General features: G+C 73.1%; 25 protein-coding genes, 1 tRNA gene and 1 pseudogene. 11 read left to right on the top strand and 16 right to left on the bottom strand.

Annotated features, from left to right (window positions below):
- Positions 1-169: 169 nt before the first annotated feature.
- Both AB5J51_RS09565 and AB5J51_RS09560 read right to left on the bottom strand, forming a co-directional pair.
- Positions 170-254: transfer RNA gene (locus AB5J51_RS09565), tRNA-Leu, on the bottom strand.
- Between the two features lie 144 nt (positions 255-398).
- Positions 399-860 (bottom strand): hypothetical protein, encoded by a 462-nt coding sequence (locus tag AB5J51_RS09560; protein WP_369777431.1) that lies wholly within the window; start codon positions 858-860, stop codon positions 399-401.
- A gap of 209 nt (positions 861-1,069) precedes the next feature.
- Between AB5J51_RS09560 and AB5J51_RS09555 the strand changes: the two genes are divergently transcribed.
- The gene (locus tag AB5J51_RS09555; RefSeq protein WP_053784951.1) at positions 1,070-2,248 is read left to right on the top strand and encodes a low temperature requirement protein A; all 1,179 of its coding nucleotides are present in this window, start codon (positions 1,070-1,072) and stop codon (positions 2,246-2,248) included.
- On the opposite strand, the gene AB5J51_RS09550 is transcribed toward AB5J51_RS09555, so the two are convergent.
- Entirely contained in the window at positions 2,232-3,173 is a 942-nt protein-coding gene (locus tag AB5J51_RS09550; protein ID WP_369777430.1) for a beta-ketoacyl-ACP synthase III, read from the bottom strand. The genes AB5J51_RS09555 and AB5J51_RS09550 overlap by 17 nt on opposite strands.
- 218 nt (positions 3,174-3,391) lie before the next feature.
- Between AB5J51_RS09550 and fdhD the strand changes: the two genes are divergently transcribed.
- A complete protein-coding gene (gene fdhD / locus AB5J51_RS09545) occupies positions 3,392-4,228 on the top strand; it encodes a formate dehydrogenase accessory sulfurtransferase FdhD (RefSeq protein ID WP_136224505.1) in 837 nt (278 codons plus the stop codon).
- Positions 4,229-4,283: 55 nt separating this feature from the next.
- On the opposite strand, the gene AB5J51_RS09540 is transcribed toward fdhD, so the two are convergent.
- Both AB5J51_RS09540 and AB5J51_RS09535 read right to left on the bottom strand, forming a co-directional pair.
- Entirely contained in the window at positions 4,284-4,715 is a 432-nt protein-coding gene (locus tag AB5J51_RS09540; protein WP_107093417.1) for a hypothetical protein, read from the bottom strand.
- Between the two features lie 9 nt (positions 4,716-4,724).
- On the bottom strand, positions 4,725-5,777 hold the full coding sequence (locus AB5J51_RS09535; RefSeq protein ID WP_053784953.1) for a bile acid:sodium symporter family protein: 1,053 nt from the start codon (positions 5,775-5,777) through the stop codon (positions 4,725-4,727).
- A gap of 156 nt (positions 5,778-5,933) precedes the next feature.
- Between AB5J51_RS09535 and AB5J51_RS09530 the strand changes: the two genes are divergently transcribed.
- Positions 5,934-6,785 (top strand): LysR substrate-binding domain-containing protein, encoded by an 852-nt coding sequence (locus AB5J51_RS09530; RefSeq protein ID WP_369780239.1) that lies wholly within the window; start codon positions 5,934-5,936, stop codon positions 6,783-6,785.
- A 417-nt stretch (positions 6,786-7,202) separates the two neighbouring features.
- On the opposite strand, the pseudogene AB5J51_RS09525 reads toward AB5J51_RS09530, so the two are convergent.
- Positions 7,203-7,922, bottom strand: a pseudogene (locus tag AB5J51_RS09525) (IclR family transcriptional regulator C-terminal domain-containing protein); the annotation flags it as partial.
- Positions 7,923-8,716: 794 nt separating this feature from the next.
- Positions 8,717-9,238, bottom strand: coding sequence for an RNA polymerase sigma factor (locus AB5J51_RS09520; RefSeq protein WP_240805308.1), 522 nt, complete (start codon positions 9,236-9,238; stop codon positions 8,717-8,719).
- Between the two features lie 520 nt (positions 9,239-9,758).
- On the opposite strand from AB5J51_RS09520, the gene metG reads away from it, so the two are divergent.
- Both metG and AB5J51_RS09510 read left to right on the top strand, forming a co-directional pair.
- A complete protein-coding gene (metG, locus tag AB5J51_RS09515) occupies positions 9,759-11,474 on the top strand; it encodes a methionine--tRNA ligase (protein ID WP_053790283.1) in 1,716 nt (571 codons plus the stop codon).
- 152 nt (positions 11,475-11,626) lie between these two features.
- Complete coding sequence (locus AB5J51_RS09510; RefSeq protein ID WP_369777429.1) at positions 11,627-12,805, top strand: glycosyltransferase 87 family protein; 1,179 nt, start codon at positions 11,627-11,629, stop codon at positions 12,803-12,805.
- A gap of 19 nt (positions 12,806-12,824) precedes the next feature.
- On the opposite strand, the gene AB5J51_RS09505 is transcribed toward AB5J51_RS09510, so the two are convergent.
- Complete coding sequence (locus AB5J51_RS09505; RefSeq protein ID WP_053790282.1) at positions 12,825-13,493, bottom strand: response regulator transcription factor; 669 nt, start codon at positions 13,491-13,493, stop codon at positions 12,825-12,827.
- Positions 13,481-14,782: a sensor histidine kinase gene (locus AB5J51_RS09500; RefSeq protein WP_053790281.1), complete on the bottom strand. Its 1,302-nt coding sequence runs from the start codon at positions 14,780-14,782 to the stop codon at positions 13,481-13,483. Before AB5J51_RS09500 ends, AB5J51_RS09505 begins: the two co-directional genes overlap by 13 nt.
- 113 nt (positions 14,783-14,895) lie before the next feature.
- Between AB5J51_RS09500 and AB5J51_RS09495 the strand changes: the two genes are divergently transcribed.
- The 3 genes from AB5J51_RS09495 (at position 14,896) to AB5J51_RS09485 (ending at position 16,979) form a co-directional block, all read left to right on the top strand.
- Complete coding sequence (locus tag AB5J51_RS09495; RefSeq protein ID WP_136224392.1) at positions 14,896-15,315, top strand: DoxX family protein; 420 nt, start codon at positions 14,896-14,898, stop codon at positions 15,313-15,315.
- A gap of 140 nt (positions 15,316-15,455) precedes the next feature.
- Positions 15,456-16,151 carry a hypothetical protein gene (locus AB5J51_RS09490; protein WP_369777428.1) on the top strand — a complete coding sequence of 232 codons (696 nt, stop codon included), beginning with the start codon at positions 15,456-15,458 and terminating at the stop codon, positions 16,149-16,151.
- 48 nt (positions 16,152-16,199) lie between these two features.
- Positions 16,200-16,979, top strand: a complete 780-nt coding sequence (locus AB5J51_RS09485; protein WP_053790279.1) for a DUF4239 domain-containing protein — start codon at positions 16,200-16,202, stop codon at positions 16,977-16,979.
- A 29-nt stretch (positions 16,980-17,008) separates the two neighbouring features.
- Here AB5J51_RS09485 and AB5J51_RS09480 read toward each other — a convergent pair whose 3' ends face one another.
- The 3 genes from AB5J51_RS09480 to AB5J51_RS09470 all read right to left on the bottom strand — a co-directional run bounded on the left by AB5J51_RS09480 (position 17,009) and on the right by AB5J51_RS09470 (position 19,483).
- A complete protein-coding gene (locus tag AB5J51_RS09480) occupies positions 17,009-18,196 on the bottom strand; it encodes an MAB_1171c family putative transporter (RefSeq protein ID WP_053790278.1) in 1,188 nt (395 codons plus the stop codon).
- Positions 18,193-18,750, bottom strand: a complete 558-nt coding sequence (locus AB5J51_RS09475; RefSeq protein ID WP_053790277.1) for a hypothetical protein — start codon at positions 18,748-18,750, stop codon at positions 18,193-18,195. The genes AB5J51_RS09480 and AB5J51_RS09475 overlap by 4 nt, the downstream gene beginning before the upstream one ends.
- 67 nt (positions 18,751-18,817) lie before the next feature.
- Positions 18,818-19,483 carry a helix-turn-helix transcriptional regulator gene (locus tag AB5J51_RS09470; protein WP_030292841.1) on the bottom strand — a complete coding sequence of 222 codons (666 nt, stop codon included), beginning with the start codon at positions 19,481-19,483 and terminating at the stop codon, positions 18,818-18,820.
- Between the two features lie 218 nt (positions 19,484-19,701).
- Here AB5J51_RS09470 and AB5J51_RS09465 point away from each other — a divergent pair, with 218 nt between their 5' ends.
- The 3 genes from AB5J51_RS09465 (at position 19,702) to AB5J51_RS09455 (ending at position 24,322) form a co-directional block, all read left to right on the top strand.
- Positions 19,702-20,688 (top strand): helix-turn-helix domain-containing protein, encoded by a 987-nt coding sequence (locus AB5J51_RS09465; RefSeq protein ID WP_234382837.1) that lies wholly within the window; start codon positions 19,702-19,704, stop codon positions 20,686-20,688.
- Positions 20,689-20,809: 121 nt separating this feature from the next.
- Complete coding sequence (locus AB5J51_RS09460; protein ID WP_168724234.1) at positions 20,810-22,165, top strand: 6-phospho-beta-glucosidase; 1,356 nt, start codon at positions 20,810-20,812, stop codon at positions 22,163-22,165.
- Positions 22,166-22,249: 84 nt separating this feature from the next.
- Positions 22,250-24,322, top strand: a complete 2,073-nt coding sequence (locus AB5J51_RS09455) for an MDR family MFS transporter (protein ID WP_369777427.1) — start codon at positions 22,250-22,252, stop codon at positions 24,320-24,322.
- Between the two features lie 37 nt (positions 24,323-24,359).
- Here the strand turns inward: AB5J51_RS09455 and AB5J51_RS09450 are convergent, their stop codons facing one another.
- The 4 genes from AB5J51_RS09450 to AB5J51_RS09435 form a co-directional block, all read right to left on the bottom strand.
- A complete protein-coding gene (locus AB5J51_RS09450; RefSeq protein ID WP_053790274.1) occupies positions 24,360-24,617 on the bottom strand; it encodes a hypothetical protein in 258 nt (85 codons plus the stop codon).
- Positions 24,604-24,876: a DUF6400 family protein gene (locus AB5J51_RS09445; protein ID WP_030292833.1), complete on the bottom strand. Its 273-nt coding sequence runs from the start codon at positions 24,874-24,876 to the stop codon at positions 24,604-24,606. The genes AB5J51_RS09450 and AB5J51_RS09445 overlap by 14 nt, the downstream gene beginning before the upstream one ends.
- A gap of 86 nt (positions 24,877-24,962) precedes the next feature.
- Complete coding sequence (locus AB5J51_RS09440; RefSeq protein ID WP_136224389.1) at positions 24,963-25,463, bottom strand: NUDIX hydrolase; 501 nt, start codon at positions 25,461-25,463, stop codon at positions 24,963-24,965.
- Positions 25,463-26,125, bottom strand: a complete 663-nt coding sequence (locus AB5J51_RS09435) for a helix-turn-helix domain-containing protein (protein ID WP_133896407.1) — start codon at positions 26,123-26,125, stop codon at positions 25,463-25,465. Before AB5J51_RS09435 ends, AB5J51_RS09440 begins: the two co-directional genes overlap by 1 nt.
- Positions 26,126-26,171: the final 46 nt, after the last annotated feature.

The raw sequence follows: 26,171 nt of genomic DNA, 5'->3' as shown, positions 1-26,171 counted from the left end.
ATCACGATGCTGCTGTCCGGTCCGTCGTGCGACACGTTGCTTCCCCTCCGACCCCGTGGCGCCCCATGATGCCGCACCACCGGATCCGCCCCCGCCGCCCGAGCCGGACGACGCGGAGCCACCGCACCCCCAACGCAAAAAACCCCACCTAAGTGGGGTTCTTGCTCTGTGTCCGAGGGGGGACTTGAACCCCCACGCCCGATAAAGGGCACTAGCACCTCAAGCTAGCGCGTCTGCCATTCCGCCACCCGGACCGGTGGTCGGCCCCGGTTTCCCGCGGCGACAAGGACAACAATAGCAAAGGATCGGGGTGCTTCCGACCAGGTATTCGGGCCCGGGCCGCTCGCTGACCTGCAGGCATGTCCCCGAGGGGGTGGCGAGACTGCGCGTCTCGCGGGTCAGCGGGCCGCCGCGGTGCGCTCGGCCCTCAGCCAGTCGTCGTTGTGCTGCCACGCGTAGAGGGTGGTGCCGTCCATGTAGGCGTAGTACAGACCGCAGCGCGCGGTGGCCTTCTCCCGGGCGTCCTTCGGGAACCAGTCCTCCGCGAACGGGACCTCCTGCGCGTGCGGCCGCGGCTCCGTCGTGCACGGGGTCGGGAGCCGCTCGTCCGGCAGGGTCGCCGTCAGCAGGCGGTCGCCGCCCGTCGTCTTCATCGCGTACTGCACCGACGTCGCGTCGTCCGCCAGCCAGCGCGGGACCGAGGCCCGTGCCGTCTTCGCCTCGGCGCCCGTCGCGTACGTGCCCGTCTCCTGGTGGCGGTTCCCGTACCAGTCGGCCGCGGCCGGGAGGGCGACCACGGTCGCGAGCCCCACGGCCGTGACGACTGCGGCGGTGGTCAGGATGACGGACCTGCGGATCATGCGGCGTTCGCTTCCCTCGGCGGCGGATGGCGTGCGTGCCTTCATCCTCCGGCCCCGCCCCGGGCCGGCGCGTCCCTCCACCGGGCGGGATCCGCGTACGTCTCAGGTCGTACGGGCCCCGGCGCGCCCGGATGCCGATACGCGCTGGACACCACGGGCCCCGAGGCGGTCGGATGAGCGCCGCACGTCTGCATCCAGGGGGGTCACGCATGGAAACACCGCACCGCGTCAGCACGTTGGAGCTCTTCTTCGACCTGGTCTTCGTCTTCACCATCACCCAGCTGACGGTGCTGCTGGCCGACGACATCAGCTTCCGGGGCGCCGGCCAGGTTCTGGTGATCTTCACCGTGCTGTTCTGGATGTACGGGGGCTACGCGCACCTGACCAACCAGGTGCCGCCCGACCGCACCGTGCGCAGGGTCCTGCTGATGCTGGCCATGGGGGCGTTCCTGGTGTGCGCGCTGGCGGTGCCGACCGCGTTCGGGGCCGGCGGGGTCGCGTTCGGCCTGGGGTACGTGTTCGTCGTCCTCGTGCACAGCGCCCTGTACACGCAGGCCCACGGCTCCGGCGTGCTCTGGTTCGCGTTGCCCAACCTGCTGTGTGCGCTGTCCGTGCTGGCGGCCGGGTTCTTCGACGGGCCGCCCGCCTGGGGGCTGTGGGTGCTCGCCCTGCTGATCCAGTTCGCCGTGCCGCAGCTTGTGCAGAGGGTGGCGGCGAGCGGGGCGGAGCCCGCCGAGGCCGCGTCCGCGGTGACGACGGTCAGCGACCAGCTGGGCGGCATGAGCGCGGAGCACCTCGTGGAGCGGCACGGACTGCTGCTGATCATCGTCTTCGGCGAGTCCGTGATCGCGATCGGCATCGGGACCGGCTCGCTGCCCCTGTCCGTGGGGATCGCCGGGGGTGCCTTCCTCGCGCTCGCCGTCGCGTCGGCGCTGTGGTGGATGTACTTCGTCCGCGACGAGGGCCGGGCCGAGGAGGTCTTCGCCGAGACGGCCCCGGAGAAGCGTTTCAAGCTGGCGATGCTCGCGTACTACTACGCCTTCCTGCCCATGCTGCTCGGCATCGCCGCCTTCGCGGCCGGCGTCAAGAAGACCATCGGACACCTGGGCGAGCACCTGCACACCGGCCCGGCGCTCGCCCTGGCCGGCGGGATCGCCCTCTACCTGGCCGGGGACCTGGCCTTCCGGGCCGTGCTCGGGATCGGCCCGGCCCGGTTCCGGGCGGCGGCGCTGGTACTCGTCCTGGCCACCGTCCCGGTCGGCACGGCCACCGCCGGGCTCTGGCAGCTGCTCGCCCTGGTCGTCGTACTCCTGGCAGCGCTGGGAGCCGAGGTCCGCTGGACCCCGGGCTGCCCGGCGGGGGCCGGACGGCCTACGGGCAGCGGATGACCTGGCCCGCGTACGAGAGGTTGCCGCCGAAGCCGAACAGGAGGACCGGAGCGCCGGTGGGGATCTCGCCTCGCTGGACCAGCTTCGAGAGCGCCATCGGGATGCTGGCGGCCGAGGTGTTGCCGGAGTCCACGACATCGCGGGCGACGACCGCGTTGACGGCGCCGATCTTCGCGGCGAGCGGCTCGATGATCCGCAGGTTCGCCTGGTGCAGGACGACGGCGGCCAGCTCCTCGGGAGCGACCCCGGCCTTCTCGCACACCTTGCGGGCCAGCGGCGGGAGCTGGCTGGTGGTCCAGCGGTAGACGGACTGGCCCTCCTGGGCGAACACCGGCGGGGAGCCCTCGATCCGCACCGCGTGGCCCATCTCCGGGAGCGAACCCCACAGGACCGGGCCGATGCCGGGCTCCTCGCAGGCCTCGACCACGGCCGCGCCCGCACCGTCGCCGGTCAGCACGCAGGTGGTGCGGTCGCTCCAGTCGGTGATCTCGGTCATCTTGTCGGCGCCGATGACCAGGGCGCGGGTGGCCGAACCGGCCCGGATCGCGTGGTCGGCGGTGGCCAGGGCGTGCGTGAACCCCGAACAGACCACGTTGAGGTCCATGACGGCCGGGCTGCCGCCCATGCCGAGCTTGGCGGCGACGCGGGCGGCCATGTTGGGCGAACGGTCGATCGCGGTGGAGGTGGCCACCAGGACGAGGTCGATGTCGTCGGGGGACAGACCGGCGCCGGCGAGGGCCTTGCCCGCGGCCTGGAAGGCCAGCTCGTCCACCGGTTCGTCGGGGCCCGCCATGTGCCGGGTCTTGATGCCGACCCGGGAGCGGATCCACTCGTCGTTGGTGTCGACCATCGCCGCGAGGTCCTCGTTGGTGATCACTTTCGCGGGCTGGTAGTGCCCTAGCGCCACCACGCGTGAACCGGTCATGGGCGGGGTCCCCCCTACGTCGGAAGTCAGGATCACCCAGCTTGACCTGCTACTGGTGGGTACATGTGCACGTGACCCAACAGGATTACCTGCCCTGAATTTGGAGATTCCGGAGGATCTTCCTGCCGGGAGCGCCGCAGAACGCCGATCCGGGAGAATGGGCTCGTCAGCTGCACGACGAGGTGCGCGACGAGGACAGAACGGGCGGGCTGATCACCATGGGACGGGTCACCGAGCGCCGTCGTGTCATCCGGGTGCGGAACGGGGTGACCGGGGTCCGCCCGGACACGCTGGTCGCCGAGGAGCCGCTGGAGATACGGCTGAACGGCAAGCCGCTGGCCATCACGATGCGCACCCCCGGCGACGATTTCGCGCTGGCGGCGGGCTTCCTGGTGAGCGAGGGGGTGCTCGGTTCCGCGTCGGACGTACGGGCCGTGACCTACTGCGAGGGGGCGGCGGAGGACGGCTCGAACACCTACAACGTCGTCAACGTGCAGCTCGCGCCCGGGGTCCCGGTGCCGGACATCACGCTCGAACGGAACGTCTACACCACCTCCTCCTGCGGTCTGTGCGGAAAGGCCAGCCTCGACGCGGTGCGCACGGCGACCCGCTTCCCCCTCCGGCGGAGCGCGGCCGAGGACACCGTACGGATTCCCGCCGAGCTCCTCTGCGAGCTGCCGGACCGGCTCCGCGCGGCGCAGAAGGTGTTCGACCGCACCGGCGGCCTCCACGCGGCGGGGCTGTTCTCCCCACAGGGCGAGCTGCTGGACCTGCGGGAGGACGTGGGCCGGCACAACGCCGTCGACAAGATCGTCGGCCGGGCCTTCCAGGCAGGCCTGCTCCCGCTGGCGGGCGCGGTCCTGCTGGTGTCCGGCCGGGCTTCCTTCGAGCTCGCGCAGAAGACGGTGATGGCGGGCATCCCGATCCTGGCCGCCGTCTCGGCGCCGTCCTCGCTGGCGGTGGACCTGGCGCTGGAGTCGGACCTGACGCTGGTCGGCTTCCTGCGCGGGCAGAACATGAACATCTACGCGGGCGAGGAACGGATCACGCTGTAGCGGTTCCCCGGGCGCTCCCGCGGCCCGCCCCGTCCTGCGATCCGGTGCCCTGCGGTCAGCGGCCCCGGCGGGTGCGGCGCTTCGCTTCCGGCCTGGGCGCGGGCTCGGGCGGGTCGATGCGGTGCAGGTCCAGGGTCGCCGGGAGCGGGGTGACGCCCGGGCCGCCGGATTCCGCCCAGGCGATGACCTCGTCGGTCGCGGTGTCGTCCAGGGCCCAGCCGAACCAGGTCGCCCGGGCGCCCCGGCGGCGGGCCTCGGTGGTGGGCTGGACCACGATGACGTTGGCCTGCGCGCACGGCCCGAGGCAGTCGCTCGTACGGACGGCCAGCCGGCCCCCCGACGCCGCCGCGGCCTCGCGCAGCCGGGCCAGCTGGCCCGCGTGGTCCGAGCCGGGGTTCTTGCGGGGGTCCCCGCAGCAGCAGCCCCGGCAGACCACGAGGGTGCAGGGGCGTTCGGCGTGGGCGGCGAGCGGGCGTATCCAGGTCACCGCCGCACGTTACCGGCCCTGCGGCGCGGGGTGTTGGAGCGTCGGCGAGACCTCCACCACATGTCCGGCGGGCAGTTCGGCGCCCTCCGCGGACTCCGGGTCCCGGGCGCGGCGGCGCGCCAGCACCGCGCACACCATCAGCTGCATCTGGTGGAACAGCATCAGCGGCAGCACCGCGAGGCTCGCCTGCGCCCCGAACAGCACGCTGGCCATGGGCAGTCCGGCCGCGAGGCTCTTCTTCGACCCGGCGAACTGGATGGCGATCCGGTCCGCGCGGCCGAACCCGAGCCGCTTCGCCCCGTACCAGCTGACCAGGAGCATGACGGCGAGCAGTACGGCCTCCACCGCCAGCAGGGCGCCCAGGCGCGGGACGCTGACCTGGTGCCAGATCCCGGCGGCCATGCCCGCGCTGAAGGCGGCGTAGACGACGAGCAGGATCGAGCCGCGGTCGACGAAGCCGAGCGCCTTCTTGTTCCGGACCAGGTAACCGCCGACCCAGGGGCGGAGTACCTGGCCCAGCAGGAACGGCAGCAGGAGCTGCAGGACGATCTTGAGGAGGGAGTCGAGGGAGAACCCGCCCGCGCTGTTGCCGAGCAGGCCGGCGGCGAGGAGCGGGGTGAGGAGGATGCCGGCGAGGCTGGAGAACGAGCCCGCGCAGATCGCCGCGGGGACGTTGCCGCGGGCGATCGAGGTGAAGGCGATCGAGGACTGGATGGTCGAGGGGACCAGGCACAGGAAGAGCAGCCCGCTGTGGAGCGGGGGCGTCAGGAGGGTGGGGACCAACCCGCGGGCGGCCAGGCCGAGCAGCGGGAAGAGGACGAACGTGCAGGTCAGCACGGTCAGGTGGAGCCGCCAGTGGCGCAGACCGTCGAGGGCCTCGCGGGTGGACAGCCGGGCACCGTAGAGGAAGAAGAGCAGGGCCACGGCCCCGGTGGCGGCGCCCTCGGCGACGGAGCCGGCCGGCCCGCGGGCGGGCAGCAGCGCGGCGAGGCCGACGGTGGCGAGGAGGGCCAGGACGTACGGGTCCAGGGGCAGCCGGGTAGGTATCTGCGGGCGGCGCATGTACGGGCTCTCTTGCTGTCGTGGTGGCGGCGGGGCGGGAGCGTGTCCCGGTGCCCGCTCATCGTGACGCTCCCGGTGGTGATCGGGAAACCCGTACACCGCACTGACTGTCATTTCGGATCGTGATGGCCGTGGCAGCATGGAGCCATGCCCGCCATGTACGACCCCGTCCAGTTGCGCACGTTCCTCACGGTGGCCCAGACGCTCAGCTTCACCCAGGCCGCCGGGCGGCTCGGCGTCCGGCAGTCCACGGTCAGCCAGCACGTACGGCGGCTGGAGGAGGCGACGGGGCGGCAGCTCTTCCTGCGGGACACGCACAGCGTGGAGCTGACGGAGGACGGCGAGGCGCTGCTGGGCTTCGCCCGCACCATCCTGGAGGCGCACGAGCGGGCGGCGGCCTACTTCACCGGGACGCGGCTGCGGGGGCGGCTGCGGTTCGGGGCGTCGGAGGACTTCGTGCTGACCAGGCTGCCGGAGATCCTCGAGGGCTTCCGGCACGAGCATCCGGAGGTGGAGCTGGAGCTGTCGGTCGAACTGTCCGGGACCCTGCACGAACGGCTGGACGCGGGACGGCTCGACCTCGTCCTGGCGAAGCGGCGCGGGCCTGGGGACGAGCGGGGCCGGCTGGTGTGGCGGGACCGGATGGTGTGGATCGGGGCGGAGGGGCTGCGGGTGGACCCGGACCGGCCCGTGCCGCTGATCGTCTTCCCGCCGCCGGGGATCACCCGCGCCCGGGCGCTGGAGGTGCTGGAGCGGGACGGGCGGGGGTGGCGGATCGCGTGCACGAGCGGCAGCCTGAGCGGGCTGGTCGCCGCGGCGCGGGCGGGGCTGGGCGTGATGGCGCACACGCGGGGGCTGATCCCGCCGGGGCTGGTGCGGGTGCCGGGGCTGCCGGAGCTGGGGGCGGTGGAGTTCGCGCTGCTGCGGGGCGGGCGGAGCTCGCAGGCGGCGGAGGCGCTGGCGGCCGCGATCCTCTCGGGCGCGGACCGCCTGACCCGCCCCGCCTGACCCGCCCCGCCTGACCGGGGGCCGGCCCCCCGGACCCCCGCGCCTCGCACGCCGCCGGGGCCGAGAACGAGCCGCCCGGACCGCGGGTCAGGTGCCCAGGACCAGGAGGCCTTCCGACTGGGGGAGGACCCCCGGGGTGAGGGGGGCGAAGGTGAGGGGGAGGGCCAGGCGGGGTGGGCCGGATTCCGGGAGCGGGTCGAAGAAGTAGGCCGCCTCCGCCGCGGTGTCGCTGACCAGGTGCGGACCGGCCGGGGACGGCGTGGCGCGGCTCAGCGGGGTGCGGAAGAGGCTGCGGAGGTGGCGGAGGGTCTCCGGAGTGACGTGCGGCGGACGGGGGAGGGGGGCGGGGGCCGGCGGGATGTCCTCGGCGTCCGGGGCCCGCGCGGCAGCCGGCGCGTCCGGGGGGATCGCTCCCGACAGGAGCAGCGCCAGGAGCACCGGGACGGCCTTGCGGCGCAGGGCCTCCGTGGCCTCGGGCAGCCGGTGGGCGCGGTTCGCGGGCAGGGAGAGTGCGAGGCTGCCCGCCGCGTCGCCGGTGGCGATCGGGACGGCCGAGCAGACGACCCCCGGGGAGTACTCGCGCAGGTCGAAGACCGGCGCGCCCGGAGCCAGCGCGTCGAGCGCGCTGAACAGCACCCGGCTGTCGGTGATCGTCTGCGCGGTGAGCCGGGCCGGCCGGTACCGGGCGACATGGTCGCGGCGGCGGTCGTGGTCGAGCTGCGTCAGCAGGCACTTGCCGACGGCGCTGGCGTGCGCCGCCGCCTTGAAGTCCACCCACTCCTGCACCGGCGGAGCCCCCGGCCCGTCGGCCATCTGGGTGATCCTGACCTCCCCCTCGGCATACCGGCTCAGGTACACCGCGGCGCCCGCGCTGTCCCGGGCCAGGGCCAGCGTGCGCTGCAGCTGACCTGCCAGCCCGCTGCCGCCGGGGGCGGCGAGCCGGTCGAGGGCGGGCCCGCGCGCGTACACGCCCGCGCCCGGGCGGTACGCGTACTCCTCCTCGCACAGCATCGCCAGCAGCGGCCGCAGTTCCGCCTCCGCCAGACCGGCCTCCCGCCCCAGCTGGCCCGCCCGTACCCCCAGCGGATGCTTCTCGAGGACCCGTACGACGGCCAGCGCGCGCCGCGCCTGCGCCAGGGCCTCGCTCGTCCCGGCCCGGACGCGGCCGTCGCGCCCCGCCGACGCCAGCGCAGGATGCCGCAGCGGGCCGGCCCCCAGCCGGGTCCGCGCCGGCGACTGCGCCACCACCGGCGGCGCGGGCCGGAACGCGTCCAGCGCCGACGGCAGTCCCGGCCTCGGCAGCGGCACCGGGCCCAGATCGGGATCGTCGAGCTGGTCGACGTAACGCAGGACCGTCGCCTGCGCGCACAGCCGCACCTCGCGCAGATCCCGCCGGCCGCCCGGCCGGAAGCCGCGCCGGCCCAGCTCCCGCGCCCAGACCCGGGCGTCGTGGTGCTCCCCGCGCCGGGAGTGGTCGAGGAACAGGCAGTACGCGGCCGACGCGGTCCGCGCCCGCCCGGAACCGGCGGCGAACTGCCACCAGAAGCGGGCCCCTTCGCGCAGCCCGGCCAGGTGCAGCAGGCAGCCGAAGACGACCGCCCCGGCCAGATCGGTGTGCCCGCTCTCGACGAAGGCCTTGAGCTGCGCCTCGGCCTTCGGGGTGCACACGGCGGCCAGGCAGACGGCCTTCAGATCGCGCCGGGCCCGTTCGGAGTCGAGCGGGCAGTCCCGCGCGGGGTCGCTCCATCCGTACGCCCGGCGCCGGGAGGGCGCCGCGGCGGCCTGCCCCCGGGCGGCGCGCAGCAGCCGCGCCTCGGCCGCGCCCAGGTCGTAGTGCGGGTACCGGTCGCGGACCCCGGCCCGGGTCAGGAACTCGGCCAGGGAGCGGCGGGTGGCGTCGCCGCCGCGCTCCTCCTTGCCCTCGCGCCGCCTCATGATTCGGCGGAGGTGTCGAGCAGGCGGGCGAGCCGCCGGTGGGCCTGGCCGAGCTGCGAGCGGACGGTGGCCTCGTCGACGCCCATCACGGAGGCGGCCTCCCTGGGGGTGCACTGGAGCCCGTAGCGCAACAGCACGGCGTCGCGCTGGCGCTCGGCGAGCCGGGACACGGCGGAGTAGAAGCGGATGGTGTCGGTCAGCACCTCGTACTGGTCGGAGTGGGCCTCCTTGAGGGCGGCTTCGAAGGCGCTGATGTCCATCGGTTCGGGCCAGGTGCGGCGCCGCTGCTGCCGGTCGACCAGCCGTTGCTTGAGGATGGTCCAGGCGTAGGCGTCGAGCCGGTCCATGTGGAGCATGCGTAACCACTCGTTCATGATCGAGTCGAAGGTGGCGTCCACCGCGTCCTCGGCAGCCGTGTCGGAGCCCAGCTGCAGGTACGCGAAACGCATGTACGAGGGCCGCCGGTTGGCGTGGAAGGCCCAGTACGACAGGCGTGCCGTCGGATCCCACTGACTCATGGGCGTCGGCCGCCGCCGCCGGCTGGGCAGTCCCACGGCCCCACCGGACTCCTCTGGTCCGCCATCGCTCACCGTTCCACCTCACCTCATCCCCTGTGCGCGGACAGCCTGGCAGTTCGGGCGCACCCGGGGGGCGCAGAAGAAAGACGTCGAAGGATTACGTTCGGTGATGATCGGCGCGTGACCGACTTCGACCGCCCGCGGGCCCACTGCGCGCGTACGCATATGCCGGGGCCAAGCCGGTCCGCCATGCACCGGCGTACGCCCCGTGACCAGCCCGGACGACCGTCCCGGCGGGCCCTCCCGGCCGAACCACGGACACCGGTCCGCGGTGATCCGGTCCGGCTGTAGCATGGGCCCACTGCGAGGGCCGTGACGGAGAGGTCACTTCCCTCGCTTTTGCGTTACGTCCACCCCGAAGAAATGCGGCCCGTGGCCTTTCGGCGGTTCGATACGATGAACCGCATCACAATCCGTCACGTCACGTTGTCACCGCATAGATGAAATGGAGCATCCGAGGATGGCTCGACACCTGATCACCAGCGCGCTTCCCTACATCAACGGGATCAAGCACCTGGGCAACATGGTCGGGTCGATGCTTCCGGCGGATGTGTACTCCCGGTACCTCCGCCAGCGCGGCCACGACGTCCTCTACATCTGCGCCACCGACGAGCACGGCACCCCCGCCGAGCTCGCCGCCAAGGAGGCCGGCGTCTCGGTCGCCGAGTTCTGCGCGCAGGCGCACGACGCGCAGAAGGCGGTCTACGACGGCTTCGAGCTGTCCTTCGACTACTTCGGCCGCAGCTCCTCGCAGCAGAACGCCGAGATCACCCAGCACTTCGCGCGGCAGCTGCAGGAGAACGGCTTCATCGAGGAGCGCGCGATCCGGCAGGTCTACTCGCCGGTCGACGGCCGCTTCCTGCCGGACCGCTACGTCGAGGGCACCTGCCCGCACTGCGGCTACGACAAGGCCCGCGGCGACCAGTGCGAGAACTGCACCCGCGTCCTGGACCCCACCGACCTGATCGAGCCCCGTTCGGCCATCTCCGGCTCCACCGAGCTCGAGGTCCGCGAGACCAAGCACCTCTTCCTCCTCCAGTCCAAGCTCCAGCACGAGGTCGAGGCCTGGGTCGCGGAGCACGAGGAGGAGTGGCCGCAGCTGGCGTCCTCCATCGCCCGCAAGTGGCTGACCGAGGGCCTGCACGACCGCGCGATCACCCGCGACCTCGACTGGGGCGTCCCGGTCCCGGCCGACACCTGGCCCGAACTGGCGGCCGACGGCAAGGTCTTCTACGTCTGGTTCGACGCCCCGATCGAGTACATCGCCTCCACCAAGGAGTGGGCCGACGCCGACCCGGCGAACCGCGACTACAAGTCCTGGTGGTACGAGGCCGAGGACGTGCGCTACACGCAGTTCATGGCCAAGGACAACGTCCCGTTCCACACGGTGATGTTCCCCGCCACCGAGCTCGGCACCCGCGAGCCCTGGAAGAAGGTCGACTACGTCAAGGCCTTCAACTGGCTGACGTACTACGGCGGCAAGTTCTCCACCTCGCAGAAGCGAGGCGTCTTCACCGACCAGGCGCTGGAGATCCTCCCGGCCGACTTCTGGCGCTACTTCCTCATCGCCAACGCGCCCGAGTCCGACGACTCGTCGTTCACGTGGGAGCACTTCGCCGCCACCGTCAACAAGGACCTCGGCGGCACGCTCGGCAACTTCGTCAACCGCGTGCTGACCTTCTCCCGCAAGAAGTTCGGCGACGAGGTCCCGGCGGGCAGCCCGGCCGGCGAGGCCGAGGCCAAGCTGGGCCGGCAGATCGCCGAGCTCCTGGCCGAGTACGAGGGGCACATGGAGTCCCTCCAGTACCGCAAGGCCGCGGCCGCGCTGCGCGCCCTGTGGTCGGCGGGCAACGCGTACCTCGACGAGAAGGCCCCCTGGCTGGAGGTCAAGACCGACCTGGAGGGCGCTGCGCTCACGCTGCGCACCGCGATGAACCTGATCCACCTCTACTCGGTGGTCTCCGAGCCGTTCATCCCGGCCTCGGCGCGCGCCATGCGCTCCTCGTTCGCGCTGGCCGACGACACGGCCACGTGGGTCACCCCGGAGCAGGCCGAGTCGCTGGACGCGGTCCCGGCGGGCACGCCGTTCACCGTGCCGCCGGTGCTCTTCGCGCGGGTCACCGAGGAGGACCTGGAGTCCTACCGCGAGCGCTTCGGCGGTACCGAGGCCGGCTGACCTCCCCGTCCGAGCCGAGGGGCGCGACCTTCCGGGGCCGCGCCCCTTCGCCGTACCCGTGCCCCGTACGCGGGGCGGTAGGGGAAACCCGACCCCGAACTGTCCACCTGGGTGGGCAGACCCGGCCGGGTGCGCGCGGCTGGAATGGGCCCATGACCCCTTCCCGTAGTGTCCGCACCGCCCTTCAGGCGACCGGCTGGCTCGTGGCGGCCGCCTGGGCGCTGTCCTTCCCGCTCTTCTCCTCACTGGAGCCGCACCGGCTGTGGGGCTGGTGCGCTGCGGCCGGCTACCTGTGCGCCGCGGCGCTCGCCGTCCGGCGGCCGCGGGCCGCCGTCACGGCCGCCCTCCTGGGAGCCGTCGCGGTCCCGCTGCTCTGGCTGGTGCTGACCGGCCGGGGGCAGTCCGAGGTGATGGTCGTCGAACGCTCAGGACGGCTGCTGCTGGAGACCGGGCGGATGTACGTGGACCGGCCCGCGGCAGTGGACGAGTACACGCCGTACCTGCCGGGCATGGCGGCCCTCGGCATCCCGCACACGGTGCTGGGACGGCTGGGCGACGCCCGGATCTGGTGCGCGGCGGTCCTGTTCGGCGGGATGTGGGCGGGGCGCCGCCTGCTCGGCGGGGCGCGGTCGCCCCTGCTGCCCGTGCTGGTGGCCTCGCCGGTGGTGGCGCTGCCGCTGGCGGTGAGCGGCGTGGACCTGCCGCTGGCCGGGCTGTGCTGCCTGGCGCTGGCGGCGGCCGCGGCGGGGCGGCCGGTCCTGGCGGGAGCGGCCCTCGCCGGGGCGTGCGCGCTGAAGTGGACGGCGCTGCCGGCGGTCGCCGTGGCGGTGGCCCTGCTCGCGGCCTGCCGGGGCGGCCGGGCGGCGGTGCGCTGCGCTGCGGTGGCGGTCCTGGGCACGGCCGCGCTGGTGCTGCCGAGCGCTCTGCTCCAGCCGGCGGAGACGGTGCGTCAGGTGTTCGCCTTCCCTACCGGGCGTGCGGAGGTGCCCACCCCGGCGAGCAGCCCGCTGCCGGGACATCTGCTGGCCGAACTGGGCACCTGGGGCTGGTGGCTGACGGTGGCTCTGCTCGCGGTGGGCGGCCTGGCGGTTGCGCTCTCGCTGGCGGTGCGGCCGCCGCGCACGCTGGTGGCGGCAGCCGACCGCCTCGCGATCGGCCTCACGCTGGCCTTCCTGCTGGCCCCGGCCGGGCGCTTCGGCTATCTGGCGCTGCCGGTGCTGCTGGTGGTCTGGGCGCGGTCGGTGACCGCCCCGGGGTTCTCCCGCATCGTGGCCGGCTCCGCGGGGCAGTACGTCAGGAGCGGAGCCGAGGCGAAGTCCGCGAACGCGTAGTTCCTTCCGCCCCGGAGGGTCAGCCCTCCGCGCCGCGCAGGTGGGCCAGCACCGCCAGCACGCGCCGGTTGCCCTCGGTCGGGTCGAGGTCCAGCTTCATGAAGATGCTGCTCGCGTGTTTGACGACGGCCGCCTCCGTGACGAACAGCCGGGCCGCCAAGGCCTGGTTGTTGAAGCCCTCGGCCATCAGGGCCAGCACCTCGCGTTCGCGCGGGGTGAGCCGGGCGAGGGGCCGGTCCGCCGCCTGCCGGCCCAGCAGGACCCGGACCACCTCGGGGTCGATGACCGTCTGGCCCCCCGCGACCCGTTCGAGGGCGTCGAGGAACTCCGCCACCTCGCCGACGCGGTCCTTGAGCAGGTAGCCCAGCCCGGCCGGGCCGCCCGCCGCCGTGCCTGCGGTGAGCAGCTGGGTCGCGTACGCCGTGGCGACGTACTGCGAGAGGACGAGCACCGGCAACGAGCCGTCCCGGGAGCGCAGTTCGAGGGCGGCGCGCAGGCCCTCGTCACGGAAGCCGGGCGGCATCCGGACATCGGTGACGACCGCGTCGGGCCGTTCGGCCTCCACCGCCCGGATCAGCTCCTCGGCGTCCCCGACGGCGGCGAGGACGCGGTGGCCGCTGCGGGTGAGGAGTTCCGTCAGCCCGGCCCGCAACAGGACGGAGTCCTCCGCGAGGATCAGCCGGAGCACGGCACCTCCACCCGGAGTTCGGTCGGACCGCCCACCGGACTGGACACCACCAGCCTGCCCTGCAACATCGCCACCCTGTCCGCGAGACCCGCCAGGCCCGCTCCCGCGCCGGGATCCGCCCCGCCGCGGCCGTCGTCGGTGACGGAGAGAGTCAGCCGGCCCCCGTCGACCTTACCGGCGATCCCGATGTGCGAGGCGCCGCTGTGCTTCGCCGCGTTGGCCAGGGCCTCGGTGACGGTGAAGTACGCCGTGATCTCGACCGGTTCGGGCAGCCGGGGCACGTCCAGGTCCACCGTCACCGGCACGGGGTGGCGCAGCGCGACCTCCGCGACGGCCGCCCCGAGCCCGTGGTCGGTGAGCACCTGCGGGTGGATCCCCCGTACGAGGTCCCGCAGTTGCTCCAGGGCCAGCCGCGCCTCGCCGCGGCCCCGGGCCACCAGCTCGGCCGCGTCGGCGGCCTGCGGCACCCTGCGCAGCTCCAGCTCTGCGAGACCGAGGGTCATGCTGAGGGCGACCAGCTGCTGCTGGGCGCCGTCGTGCAGATCCCGCTCGATCCGCCGCCGTTCGGCCTCGAAGGCGTCCACGAGGCGGACCCGGGAGCGGGTCAGCTCCAGTACCCGGGCGTCCTCCTCGCGCGCCCCGAGCAGCAGCCGCGCGGTCTTCACCTGGGCTCCCGCGAGGAGCGCTCCCGCGTACGCGGCCAGCACGAGCCCGGCCAGTCCGACGGCGGTACCGCCCAGGGCTTCCAGCGGGCCGGAGACCGGCCTGCCCGGGATCAGCATCACGGTTTCGGGGGCGAGGGCCCACACGACGACGGGGCTCGACACGAGGATCAGCGAGAAGGCGAGCAGCGTGACGACCCCGAAGCCGGCCGCGGCGAACACCGGTCCGAGCAGGGCCGCGTAGCCGAGCTCCCGCCACGTGGCCCGCTCGCGCAGCCGGGTCCGCAGCCAGGCGGCGGCGGCCGCCCCGGCGAGCGAGACGTGCGGATCCGGCACGGGGGCGGGCTCCACCCACCGCAGCCGCCACCGCTCGAACTGCCCGAGCGGCACTGCGCCGGCCACGGCGCCGAGCAGCAGGAGCAACCCGATCCCGGCGACGGCCAGCAGCACCCCCAGCCCGAGGAGCAGCGCCAGCGCGAGGAGGACCCCGTACCCGAGGAGGATCCCGCTGCCGAGGTACGACCAGCAGCGCCACGGCCACCAGGAACCGAGGAAGCGGACCGGCCGCTTCAGCGCCACCCAGACGGCGACCGGCGGCTCGGCGGCGGTTTCGGACACGCGGGACATGCGGTCAGCGTAGGGGGTCTCGCGGGTGCAGTGGCGGAACGGGCCGGGCGGGTGAATGATCTTATGGGGGCAGGAGCCCGTACGCGGACGCCTGGCGCCCTACGGAGGTCATCATGGATGTGCTCGTGCTCATCGGCCGTCTGCTGTTCATCGGCCTCTTCGCCTCTTCCGCGGTGAACCACCTGACGAACACGAAGGCGATGGCCGGATACACCGCGTCGCGCGGAGTGCCGTTCCCCGCTCTCGCCGTCGTCGTCAGCGGGCTGGTCCTGCTGGTCGGCTCGGTGAGCGTGGCAGTCGGCCTGTGGGCCGACATCGGGATGCTCCTGCTCGCCGCGTTCTGCTTCCCGACGGCCGTTCTGATGCACGGCTTCTGGGCCGAGAAGGACCCGCAGGCCAAGATGATGGATCAGGTCCACTTCTTCAAGGACGTGGCACTGGGCGGCGCGGCCCTCGTCATGTTCGCGTTCTTCGCCTACGCCGGCCACGACCTCGGGCTCATGGTCACCGGCCCGGCCCTCTCCATCGGCTGAACCGGCCGGCAGGTCCGCCGAGCGCGCTTTCGACGGCGGGCCGTCACCCGTGTCTCGGCGATCTTGACGCGTCTGCGGCGTGTCGAAGCGCCGTTGTGATCGTTTCTTCAGCCGAGACCCTCACAACGGGAGGACGCGCGGTGACCGCTTGGCAGTACTTCGCCGGAGCAGGCCTGGTGGCGGCCCTCTGCCCGCTGCAGGGCCAGGTGGCGGTCGCCGATGTCGGCACAGGCATCGCCCAGGGGCACGGCACCACCGCCGGTGTCGGCCAGGCCGACGGCGACGGCGCCGGCGGCCCCGTCGCCACCGGCACCGGCGACGGGGTTCCGCGCGACGCCTGCGTTCCGGCCGGGCAGCCGCGCCCGCCCGCCGCCACGCCCCCCACCGCCCCGCCGGCCGCGGTCCGGCCTCCCGTACGGGCCGTCCTGCCCGGGGCCGCGCGGCCGACCGTGCACCACCCGGGGCAGGGCCCCGCGCCGGCGGTCCCCGCCCCCGCGCCGGCGGTCCCCGCCCCCGCGCCGGCGGTCCCCGCCCCCGCGCCGGCGGAGTCGCCCCCGCCGGCGGCGGAGGCAAGGGCCGCGGCGGCGGAGCCTGCGCCGCCCGCGCCGGGTCCCGGGGAGGTGGCGGAGCCGGCGCCGGCCGGAGCACCTGCCCCGCCCCGGGCCGCAGCCGTGGCCGCGCCCGTGAGCGCCTTCCACGTGCGTCCGTACCACTCGATCGCCCTGGAGCGGCGCGGCCCGGGCGGCATGTCCACCGTGATGCTCATGGTCGTCGTCACCACCCCGGCCGTGCTCGCCGCCGCCGCACTGCGGCCGCGTTCCAAGAGCCGCGGCTGACCCCGCCGCCCTGCACCCACCCACCGATCCACCAACGGGAGAACCCTCGTGTCCGAATGGCTGGTCCTGGCCGTCGCCATGGCGCTCGTCTGCGCCCTCGTCCTCGCCTGCACCGCGTTCCGGCACCGCCGGGTCGCGGAGGACGAGGACACCAGCGAAACCCCCGACGTCATCGAGTACATGACGATGATGGTGGGCGTGGTCTACGCGATCGTGCTCGGCCTGGCCATCGCCGGCGTCTGGGAGGCCCGCGGCGCCGCCGAGGACAGCGTGCGCCGCGAGGCCCAGTCGCTGTACGAGGTCACCCAGCGCGCCGACGTCTACCCGGCCCCGGTCCGCGACCGGATCCGCGGCGAGGTGGACGCGTACGTCTCCCACACCGTCGCCGTGGACTGGCCGCTGCTGACCTCGGGCGAAGGCGCCTCGCCGCAGGGCGCCGCGCTGCTCGGCAAGCTGCGCACCGACGTCACGCACCAGAGCCCGGCGAACGAGCTGCAGGCGCAGGCCTACCAGCCGCTGCTGGACCACATCGCGGCCGCCGACGACGCCCGCCACTCGCGCATGCAGGCCGACGAGTCGACCCTGCCGAGCGTGGTCTGGTTCGGGCTGCTGGTCGGCGGGGTGGTCACCGTGGGGCTGATCTTCACCCTGCAGATCCGCAGGTCCGGACGGGAGCTGCTGCTGGCCGGTCTGTTCAGCGCGCTGATCGTGTTCCTGCTGTTCATGGTGTGGAGCTTCGACGCACCCTACGGCCGGGAGGGAATCGATTCCGCGGGCCCGTTCCAGGACCTGTTCCCGAAGGTGGCGCTGGCCGCGGCCGAGCGCTGACGCCGCCGGCCGGAAACGGGCGGGCCGGCTCAGGCCGGTCCGCCCCCCGTCAGCGCGACCTGTCGGCGTACGGCCGCCACCACCGGCGAATGCCGCAGCGCGTGGGAGATCCGTACGAGGTCGCGCGCGCTGCCGAGGGTGTCGAGGACGCTCTCCTCGCTGGCCCCGATGACCGCACCCTCCGGGTCCGCCGAGCGGGCCTGGACGGCGGCCGCGACCATCGCCGCGTCGGCGACGGCGCGGGCCGTCTCCTCGTCCGTGCCGTCCGCGAGGGCCCGCGCGTACGCCTCCTCGCGACGGCTCAGGTCGAAGTACGGGCCGAGGTGCAGGAATCCGTCGTGGATGTCCGACTCGCGCTGGATCACCCGCAGTTCGGCCGGGGCCCACCAGGACATCTGCACGCAGGGCGTGCCGCTGGGGGCGCCGATCTGCACCTCGTGCCAGAGCGCGCCGAGCCGCCGGTACGTCGTCCAGGTCTGCCAGCTGTCGGAGAGCCGCTGGCACAGCAGGGGCAGTACGAAGCCGATCGCGCTGATCAGCGCGCCGATGGAGGCGAGCGGCGGGGCGATGAAGGTGCTCAGGCCGTCGAGGTCGTGGCCGGCCCAGCGGGCGACGACCGCGGAGATCTTGGTGGCGTCGTAGCTGAGGTTGAAGATGTAGCCCGAGACGATGATCATCAGGCCGATCCGCAGCCAGCCGTGCACCTGGAGGGACCAGCGCCAGCACATGGCCACCATCACGACGGCCGCCACGAGGTGGGCCGTCAGGTAGAGGGCGATCATCTGCCGGATGTACGGGGTGTTGGCGTAGTAGGTGTCGAAGTCGCGCAGCCGCTCGACCGGGGTCTCACCGAGCAGGAAGAGCACCACCAGCACCACGACGACCGCGGCGTAGCCGAGCATCCAGCGGCGCGAGATGCGCCGGGTCACTTCGGCCGGGCCGCCGCGCCAGTTCACGATCAGCACCAGGCAGGCGGCGCTGAACAGGGTGATCAGGCAGTAGACGAGCGGTGCGGAGAAGTTGGCGACGCCGGTCCAGCGGTTGACCGCCTCGATGGTGGGCGGAGCGGCGAAGGTGAACACCGATCCGGCCAGGATCAGCAGGGCACAGACCGACCGCAGAAGCGGGTCGCGCCAGTTGTGCCGCAGCGCCGGCAGCTTGAAGGCGAGTGAGACCGCCAGGGCGGCTGCCGGTATGTAGTAGTCCTGGCCGTTCAACGGTCGTTCCTGTGCCCCCGGTATCCGAGCGAGGCCTCGATGCGGCCCGCCAACTGGTCACGCTGTGCGGGCGCCCGATGGCTCGCGGAACCGGCGAGCCAGGTCCGACAGCGGCTGCCCAGCAGTAAACCGAACGTCTCCGCCTCGGTCTCCTCCGAGACGTCGGCGCGCGTGCGCGCGGCGACGCGCCGGACCGTCTCCCCGAGGTCGGCCCCGTCGCTCAGCAGCCGGGCGGCGACGGCGGCTCCGTCGACGTGGTGGCTGCAGTGGCCGGCCTTCATGTGCCACAGCTCGTGGCCCAGGATGACCAGCTGGTGGTCCGGTGCGGTGCGTTCCTCGATGACCACCAGATCGCGGTCCGCCATGTCGAGCCACAGGCCGCTGGCCGTCCCCGGCGGGAACGAGGCCATCCGGAAGTCCACCCGGCGGCCGCGGTGCCGGCTCATGCCCTCGCAGAGGGCGGCGTAGAGGTCCACGGGTTCCACGGGCGCGGTCAGCCGGAGCCCGGCCACCAGTTCGCCGCACAACCGGCGCTGCTCTCTGCCTATGCTCACCGTTCTCCCCGTCGGCGCGGATCCGGATCAGGACTCAAGGATCAGACCCAGACTCTCGACTGGGTCATCATTCATTCGGTTTGACGCTTTCGAGAAGCATGTCCAGCCATTCGGTCACCTTGTCCCGGTGCTTGTCGCTGGGCAGTTGGGCGGCGCGCCAGGCGATGCCCCGGACGCCGTGGTTCTGAAGGAGTCTTGCCAGTGGATCGCCGGTCGAAGCCGCCGGGGCGGGTACGGTTTCGCGAGCACGGCCCGCGTAGTCCTGGAGCAGCTGCTGCTCGGTGCGCTGGAGCGCGTCGGTGAGGGCGTCGGCGTCGTGCGCGGTGAGGAACCCGGCGTGGACGCCGAAGAAGCGCTGGATCGCGTCGCAGTGCTCCATGGTGGGCCTGCGGTCACCGTTGATCAGGGCGCCGGCCTGCTGCCGGGACATGCCGGCGCCGTCCGCGATCTCCTGCTGCGTGTAGCGGCGTCCGTTGGGTTTCAGCCGGGTGCGCCGGAGCAGGTCGAGGCGCTGGAGGAAGCGGGTCTGCAGGCAGGGCTCGCCGGCGGGACGGCCGTCCAGCAGGGTCCTGACCACGTCGGCGGGGACGCCGGAGGCCTCCGAGAGGCGGCGAAGATCGAAGACCTTGTTGAGGTCACGGCCCATCTTGCCCGCGAGTTCGGCGACGCGCGTGACGGTGGCTGCCAGGGGCGCGTTGGCCACTGCGACGGGAGCCGGGAAGCCGTCTGTCACCAGTGGTTCTCCTAGATCGCGGCGGGTCGGTGCGGGCACATGGTCGGCTTTTGGAATCTAGCCGAGGAGCCGCCGCAGGGCCAGAACTTGCCACAGCTGTGGCGGGAATGAGCTGTCAAGAGGCTGGAATTGCCACGATAGTTGACACTCGAATGAAGTCGGTAGCAGGATCGCCACAGGCAATTGAAGATCCAGACCGTGAAGAGGGGGAGCTCTCGGTGCCACATCTCGCAGCGGTGGGCCCGTCCGATGGCCTCGCCCGAGCCGGTGAGGAGCGCCTGGCGGGCGAGGAGTCCGCACGCGGCGCAGTGCGGTCGGAGCGACGCAAGGAGATTTTGCGCCAGCGGCGCGAGGAGCTCGGCCTGAGCCAGGAAGACCTCGCCGCCCGGCTCCGTATCAGCGTCCGCGCCTACGGCAACTGGGAGCGCGGCCTGGTCAAGGAGTGGACGGACCGTAAACTGCTCGCCCTGGCCGAGGCCTTGGAGATGAGCGAGCGGCAGTGCTTCTGGCTCTTCCGCGTCATGGTCGACCGCGACCCGCCGCCGACCTGGCGGGCGGCCGAGGAGAGCCGGCTGCCCCAGGACCCCGCCCAGCGCGACTACCTGTGCGACTACGCGGCCCTCATGGAAGCCGTGCCCTACCCGAGCTTCCTGGTGGACCACCGCTGGGACGTGGCGCTCACCAACTCGGCGTTCGACAAGCTCTTCCAGTCGGTGCGCCCCCACCCGACCGCCCTGCCGGACGACAACTTCCTGCGCTTCGTGCTGTTCCACCCGGACGCCGCAGCCGTGCTGGAGGACCACGAACCCGCCTGGTGCGTCCCGCTGCTGGCCCAGTTCGCGAACGCGCTCGCCGCCGCTCCGGAGGACGAGGGCCTGAGCAGCATCCGCCAGGAGGTGGCCCGCGACCCGTTCATGGAAGCGGCCTACCGCTACGGGGTGCCGCACTGGCTGAGCACCCACGGGGCCGACGCCGCCGAGCGCGACGGGGCCGTACGGACCGTGCGCCACTGGGACCCGCGCTGGGGGCACGTACGCTGCCGGCTCGTGGCCGAATCCAGCCGGATGCTCGACGGGATGGGCCTCACCCGGATCACCATGATCCTGTCGGCGCCGCAGGGCGCCGCGGCGGGCCCGGTCCCGGGCGCCGCCGCCCCGCTCCACCAGGGGCCCCGGCTGCGCGCCGTCCCGTCGCTGGAGGACTGAGCCCCCGCCGCGCCGCCCGGCAGGGGACACTGGAGCCCTCCAACAGGTGTCGATCACGTGTCGCGGAGCGGATGCCACGGATCGTGGCACCGATCGTGGCACGGGTGAAGGGCGGTAGGGCGTGCGGCTGACCATCCTCGGCGGGGGCGGATTCCGGGTGCCGCTCGTTTACGGTGCACTGCTCGGCGACCACGCCGAGGGCCGGGTCACCCAGGTGACGCTGTACGACGAGGACCCCTCCCGGCTCGGCGCCATGGCCCGGGTGCTCGCCGACCAGGCGGCCGCCACCGGAGCGCCCGACGCCCCGGCCGTCACCGCCACCGGGGACCTCGACGAGGCCCTGCGCGGGGCCGACTTCGTCTTCTCCGCCATCCGCGTCGGCGGCCTCGAGGGGCGCGCCGCGGACGAGCGGGTCGCCCTGGCCGAGGGCGTGCTGGGCCAGGAGACGGTCGGCGCGGGCGGGATCGCGTACGGCCTGCGGACGGTACCGGTCGCCCGGGAGATCGCCCGCAGGATCGCCCGCAGCGCCCCCGAGGCCTGGGTCATCAACTTCACCAACCCGGCGGGGCTGGTCACCGAGGCCATGGCCGAGGAGCTCGGCGACCGGGTGATCGGGATCTGCGACTCCCCGGTGGGGCTCGGCCGGCGCGTCGCCCGGCTGCTCGGCGCCCGCCCCGAGGACGCCTGGATCGACTACGTCGGCCTCAACCACCTGGGCTGGCTCCGCGGACTGCGCATCGGCGGCCGTGACGAGCTGCCCCGGCTGCTGGCCGACACCGGGGCGCTGGAGTCCTTCGAGGAGGGCCGGCTGTTCGGGGCCGAGTGGCTGCGCTCGCTCGGCGCGATCCCCAACGAGTACCTGCACTACTACTACTTCAACCGTGACACAGTACGGGCGTACACGGAGGCCCAGCAGACCCGCGGCGCGTTCCTGCGCGACCAGCAGCGCGGCTTCTACGCCGAGGCGGGCCGCGCGGACCGGCCGGCCGGGGCGGCGCTGGCCGCCTGGGACCGGACCAGGGCCGAGCGGGAAGCCACGTACATGGCCGAGAACCGCGAGGCGGCGGGCACGGGCGAGCGCGACGAGAGCGATCTGGAGTCCGGCGGGTACGAGAAGGTCGCGCTCGCGCTCATGCGGGCCATCGCCCGGGACGAGCGGGCCACGCTGATCCTCAACGTCCGCAACCGCTCGACCCTGTCCGTGCTCGACGCGCAGGCGGTCATCGAGGTGCCCTGCCTGGTCGACGCGAACGGCGCCCACCCGGTGGCCGTGGACCCGCTGCCGCTGCACGCGGTGGGCCTGGTGACCTCGGTCAAGGCGGTCGAGCGGGAGGTCCTCGCGGCCGCCGCGAGCGGCTCCCGGGCCGAGGCCGTCAAGGCCTTCGCGCTGCACCCGCTGGTGGACTCGGTCGGGGTGGCGCGCCGGCTCCTGGACGGCTACGCGGCGGAGCACCCGGGGCTCTCCTACCTGCGCTGATCCCGCGTTCGGGAGCGCGCCGGAGGTCCCCCGTACGGCCCAGTGCGCATGCGGGCGGGTGGGGGCGCTGTGAGAGTGCGAGATGTGACCACTGCCCCCGCCGAAGCCTCCGCCGCAGTCGCGGCGCCTCCTGAGCTCGACCGGCGCCGGCGCAACGTCGTCTTCGGCACGATCATGCTGGGCGTGCTGCTCGCGGCCCTCGACCAGACGATCGTCGGCACCGCTCTGCCCACGATCGTGGCGGATCTGGGCGGCGGGGACCACATGTCGTGGGTGGTGACCTCGTACCTGCTCGCGGAGACCGTCGCGACGGTGCTCGTGGGCAAGTTCGGCGACCTCTTCGGCCGGAAACTGATCTTCCAGATCTCGGCGATCGTCTTCATCACCGGCTCGTTCCTGTGCGGCCTGGCGAGCAACATGTCCCTGCTGATCCTGTGGCGGGGCGTCCAGGGCGTCGGCGCAGGCGGCCTCATGGTCACCTCCATGGCCCTGATCGCCGACGTGGTCCCCTTGCGCGAACGCGGCAAGTACCAGGGCGCGATCGGCGCCGTCTTCGGGGTCGCGACCGTCATCGGGCCCCTGCTCGGCGGCCTGTTCACCGACCACCTGTCCTGGCGGTGGGCGTTCTACGTGAACGTCCCGATCGCGATCCTGGTCGTGATCGCGGCGGCCCGGACGATCCCCTCGGTCCGGGCCGCCGGGGGGACCCGCATCGACTACCTGGGCATCGCCCTGGTCGCGGTGGGCTCCAGCGCGCTGATCCTGGCCACCAGCTGGGGCGGGAACGAGTACGCCTGGGGCTCCGCGACGATCATCGGGCTCTTCGTGCTCGGCGTGCTGGCCCTGGCCCTGTTCTGCCTGGCCGAGACGCGGGCGGCGGAACCGATGCTGCCGATGCGGCTGTTCCGGAACCCGGTCTTCACGGTCTGCTCGGTGCTCAGCTTCGTGGTCGGCTTCGCGATGCTCGGCGCGATGACGTTCCTGCCGACGTACCTGCAGTTCGTGGACGGGGATTCGGCCACGGTCTCGGGCGTACGGACCCTGCCGCTGGTGATCGGCCTGCTGATCGCGTCCGTCTTCAGCGGCAACGTCACCAGCAAGACCGGGCGGTACCGGATCTTCCCCATCGTGGGCTGCCTGGTGATGGGGATCGGCCTCTACCTGCTGTCCCGGATGGGTCCGCAGACCGGGGCCTGGCTGGAATCCCTGTACATGTTCGTGCTCGGCACCGGGATCGGCCTGTGCATGCAGGTCCTCACGATCGCCGTCCAGAACACCGTGGACTACGCCGACCTCGGCACCGCCACCTCGGGCGTCACGTTCTTCCGTACGCTCGGCAGCTCGTTCGGCACCGCCGTCTTCGGCACGATCTACGCCAACACCCTGGGCCCCGAACTGGAGAAGGCCGTCGCCGAGGCCGCCCGTGCCACCGGGGGCGATCCGGCGCAGCTGGCGGAGGCGGCCCAGAGCCCCAAGGGCGTCCACGGGCTCGACCCGGCGGCGGCCGGGCCGATCGTCGAGGCGTACGCGCAGACGCTGCACACGGTGTTCCTGTGGACCGTGCCGGTGGCCGGGATCGGCTTCGTCGTCGCGCTCTTCCTCAAACAGGTCCGGCTGCGCGACACCGTCCGCGCGGCGTCCACGGACATGGGCGACGGCTTCGCCTCACCGGCCACGGCCTCCGGCGACTCGGCCAAACTGCTGGAGCTGGCGGTCGGCAAACTCGTCCGGAACATGGGCCCGGAGACGGCGCGGGCGATCGTGAACGCCTCGGACACCCGGCTGGACGTGGCGGGTGCCTGGGCGGTGATGCAGGTGGAGCTCATGACCCGCACCGTCGGGCACGCCAGCCTCGGGCTCGTCGCCTCGCGCCGCTCGGTGCCGCCGGAGGTCCTGCTGCCCGTCTTCGACCGGATGATCGAGGAGGGCTACCTGACCCGCGAGGGCACCTTCTTCACGCTCACGGCGGCGGGGGAGCGGGAGGCGGCGACCATCTCCAAGGCGTGGGGCGACTGGCTCGGCGACCAGCTGGAGAAGGACCGCGGCCGCCCGCGGAGCGAGGAACTGCGGGCGGCGGCCGACGCGATCGCGAAGCGGCTGCTGGCCGAGGACCTGCGCGAGGGCCACTTCGCGCGGAAGGCCCCGGCGGGGGTGTGATCCGTTGCCTCCTCCGGCAGCGGGGTGAACGCCCCGTTCAGAGCCCGGTGCGTCCGCTGGTGATGCGGCTCCACAGGGAACGGGTCGCGCCGAAACCGCTCTCGTGCACCCAGACGTGCGTGCAGGACGGGCACTGCAGGTGCAGCAGGCTGCCCGTGTTGGACAGCAGGTAGCGCCAGTGGTCGGAGCACGTGCGTTGCTGCTCGCACGGGGCGCACCCGCGACTGTCGTCGCAGCTCGGACAGGTCACCCACGCGCGGCGCCCGAGGTCCGCCTGCGGGTCAAGCGGCAGCATGGCCGCCCCCGCGCGAGGGCAGTACGCCGGCCGCGACCAGGTCGTCGTACACGCGCTGCTGCTCCTCGTCGAGGCCGGAGTACAGCAGGTCGTACGCCGCCTCCTCGCCGCGCAGTACCTCGATCGGGTCCCAGTCGGAGCCGAGGGCTTCCATGACCTGGGCCCGTCGGAGCACCTCCTGCGCGGTGAGGTCGACGGTGAAGTCGACCAGCGCCGGGGTGCCCGGGCCGGTGGGGGGTGTGGGGTGGTGTGGGGCCATACGTCTGAACTTAGGTTTGCCTTCTTTCTTGTGGCAAGAGGGGGTGGGAGATGTCACAGCAGGTCGCCGGGCCCTGCGGGCGGGTCCTACGCCGTCGGGCCCTGTGCCGTCGGGTAGTCGTACGACGGGACGGGCGGCAGGGTCGGCCCCAGTTCGGGGCGCCAGGCGCGCAGGACCGCGGTCGAGGGCGCGTACAGGGCGTCCGGGATCCCGTCCGGGGCGAACCACTGCCAGTGCAGGATCTTGTGCGGCTCCGTGACCCTGGGGGTGCCCTGGGCGGCGGTGGTGACGGCCCCGGCGGTCAGGCGGGTGACCCCGGCCCTCGGGGAGAGCTGGACGGTCAGGATCCGGATGTCCTCGGGAGCCACCCGCAGATCCGTCTCTTCGGCCAGTTCCCGGGCGGCGGCCTGCTCGAAGCTCTCCCCGGGGTCGACCTTCCCGCCGGGCAGCTCCCAGCGGCCGTCGTGCGCCTGCCCGAGGAGCACCCGGCCCTCGGGGTCGGCCACGACCAGCCCGACGCCGACGACGGCATTGGGCTGCGGGACGGCCCGTGCGGGGCCGTCGGGCCGGTCGTTCGGCGTCGTCATCACTCTGCTCCGGTTTCCTGCTGCGGTGGGGTGGTGGGTCTGGCGCGTACGTGCATCCGCTCGCCCTGGGGTCCGAAGAGGCTCAGGAACTCGGCGGGCTGCGGACCCGCGTTGAAGAAGGCGTGCGGGGTGCGGGTGTCGAATTCGGCGGCCTCCCCGGCGCCGAGCACGAGGTCGTGCTCGCCGAGCAGCAGCCGCACTTGCCCCGAGAGCACGTACAGCCACTCGTAGCCCTCGTGGACCTGCAGCTGCGGGTCCACGAGCGGCCCCGGCAGGGGCGGCAGGATCTGCTTGAACGCGTGCACGCCGCCGAAATTGCGGGTGAGCGGCACGTACGTACAGCCGTGCCGGACGAAGGGGCGCGGACGGATCCGCGGATCGCCCGTCTCCGGGGCGCCGACCAGCTCGTCCAGGGCGACGCGGTGCGCCTTGGCCAGGGGAAGCAGCAGCTCCAGGGTCGGCCGGCGCTGCCCGGACTCCAGCCGGGAGAGGGTGGACAGCGAGATTCCGGTGGCCTCGGCGAGCTGGGCGAGGGTGCTGCCGCGCTGCAGGCGCAGGGCGCGCAGCCGTGGCCCTACGGCGTTCAGCACGTCCGCGAGTTCCTCGTCGTCCTGCTGCCGCTGGTCGTCCCGCCCGCGGTGCGGCTGTTCCTCGGTGGCCATGACTCAATTTGCCGGTTCGGCAAGAGCATTTGTCAAGCGGGCGGGT

The sequence above is a fragment of the Streptomyces sp. R33 genome, assembly GCF_041200175.1.
Classification (GTDB): domain Bacteria; phylum Actinomycetota; class Actinomycetes; order Streptomycetales; family Streptomycetaceae; genus Streptomyces; species Streptomyces katrae_B.
The sequence above is the reverse complement of the archived record's forward strand: the minus strand, read 5'-3'. Positions and strand labels throughout refer to the sequence as shown.

Excerpts from the sequence above, each read along its gene's own strand:
- AB5J51_RS09560 (WP_369777431.1), bottom strand. The coding sequence starts at position 860 with ATGATCCGCAGGTCCGTCATCCTGACCACCGCCGCAGTCGTCACGGCC.
- AB5J51_RS09555 (WP_053784951.1), top strand. The coding sequence starts at position 1,070 with ATGGAAACACCGCACCGCGTCAGCACGTTGGAGCTCTTCTTCGACCTG.
- AB5J51_RS09550 (WP_369777430.1), bottom strand. The coding sequence starts at position 3,173 with ATGACCGGTTCACGCGTGGTGGCGCTAGGGCACTACCAGCCCGCGAAA.
- fdhD (WP_136224505.1), top strand. The coding sequence starts at position 3,392 with ATGGGACGGGTCACCGAGCGCCGTCGTGTCATCCGGGTGCGGAACGGG.
- AB5J51_RS09535 (WP_053784953.1), bottom strand. The coding sequence starts at position 5,777 with ATGCGCCGCCCGCAGATACCTACCCGGCTGCCCCTGGACCCGTACGTC.
- AB5J51_RS09530 (WP_369780239.1), top strand. The coding sequence starts at position 5,934 with ATGTACGACCCCGTCCAGTTGCGCACGTTCCTCACGGTGGCCCAGACG.
- AB5J51_RS09520 (WP_240805308.1), bottom strand. The coding sequence starts at position 9,238 with ATGAGTCAGTGGGATCCGACGGCACGCCTGTCGTACTGGGCCTTCCAC.
- metG (WP_053790283.1), top strand. The coding sequence starts at position 9,759 with ATGGCTCGACACCTGATCACCAGCGCGCTTCCCTACATCAACGGGATC.
- AB5J51_RS09510 (WP_369777429.1), top strand. The coding sequence starts at position 11,627 with ATGACCCCTTCCCGTAGTGTCCGCACCGCCCTTCAGGCGACCGGCTGG.
- AB5J51_RS09500 (WP_053790281.1), bottom strand. The coding sequence starts at position 14,782 with ATGTCCCGCGTGTCCGAAACCGCCGCCGAGCCGCCGGTCGCCGTCTGG.
- AB5J51_RS09495 (WP_136224392.1), top strand. The coding sequence starts at position 14,896 with ATGGATGTGCTCGTGCTCATCGGCCGTCTGCTGTTCATCGGCCTCTTC.
- AB5J51_RS09450 (WP_053790274.1), bottom strand. The coding sequence starts at position 24,617 with ATGCTGCCGCTTGACCCGCAGGCGGACCTCGGGCGCCGCGCGTGGGTG.
- AB5J51_RS09445 (WP_030292833.1), bottom strand. The coding sequence starts at position 24,876 with ATGGCCCCACACCACCCCACACCCCCCACCGGCCCGGGCACCCCGGCG.
- AB5J51_RS09440 (WP_136224389.1), bottom strand. The coding sequence starts at position 25,463 with ATGACGACGCCGAACGACCGGCCCGACGGCCCCGCACGGGCCGTCCCG.
- AB5J51_RS09435 (WP_133896407.1), bottom strand. The coding sequence starts at position 26,125 with ATGGCCACCGAGGAACAGCCGCACCGCGGGCGGGACGACCAGCGGCAG.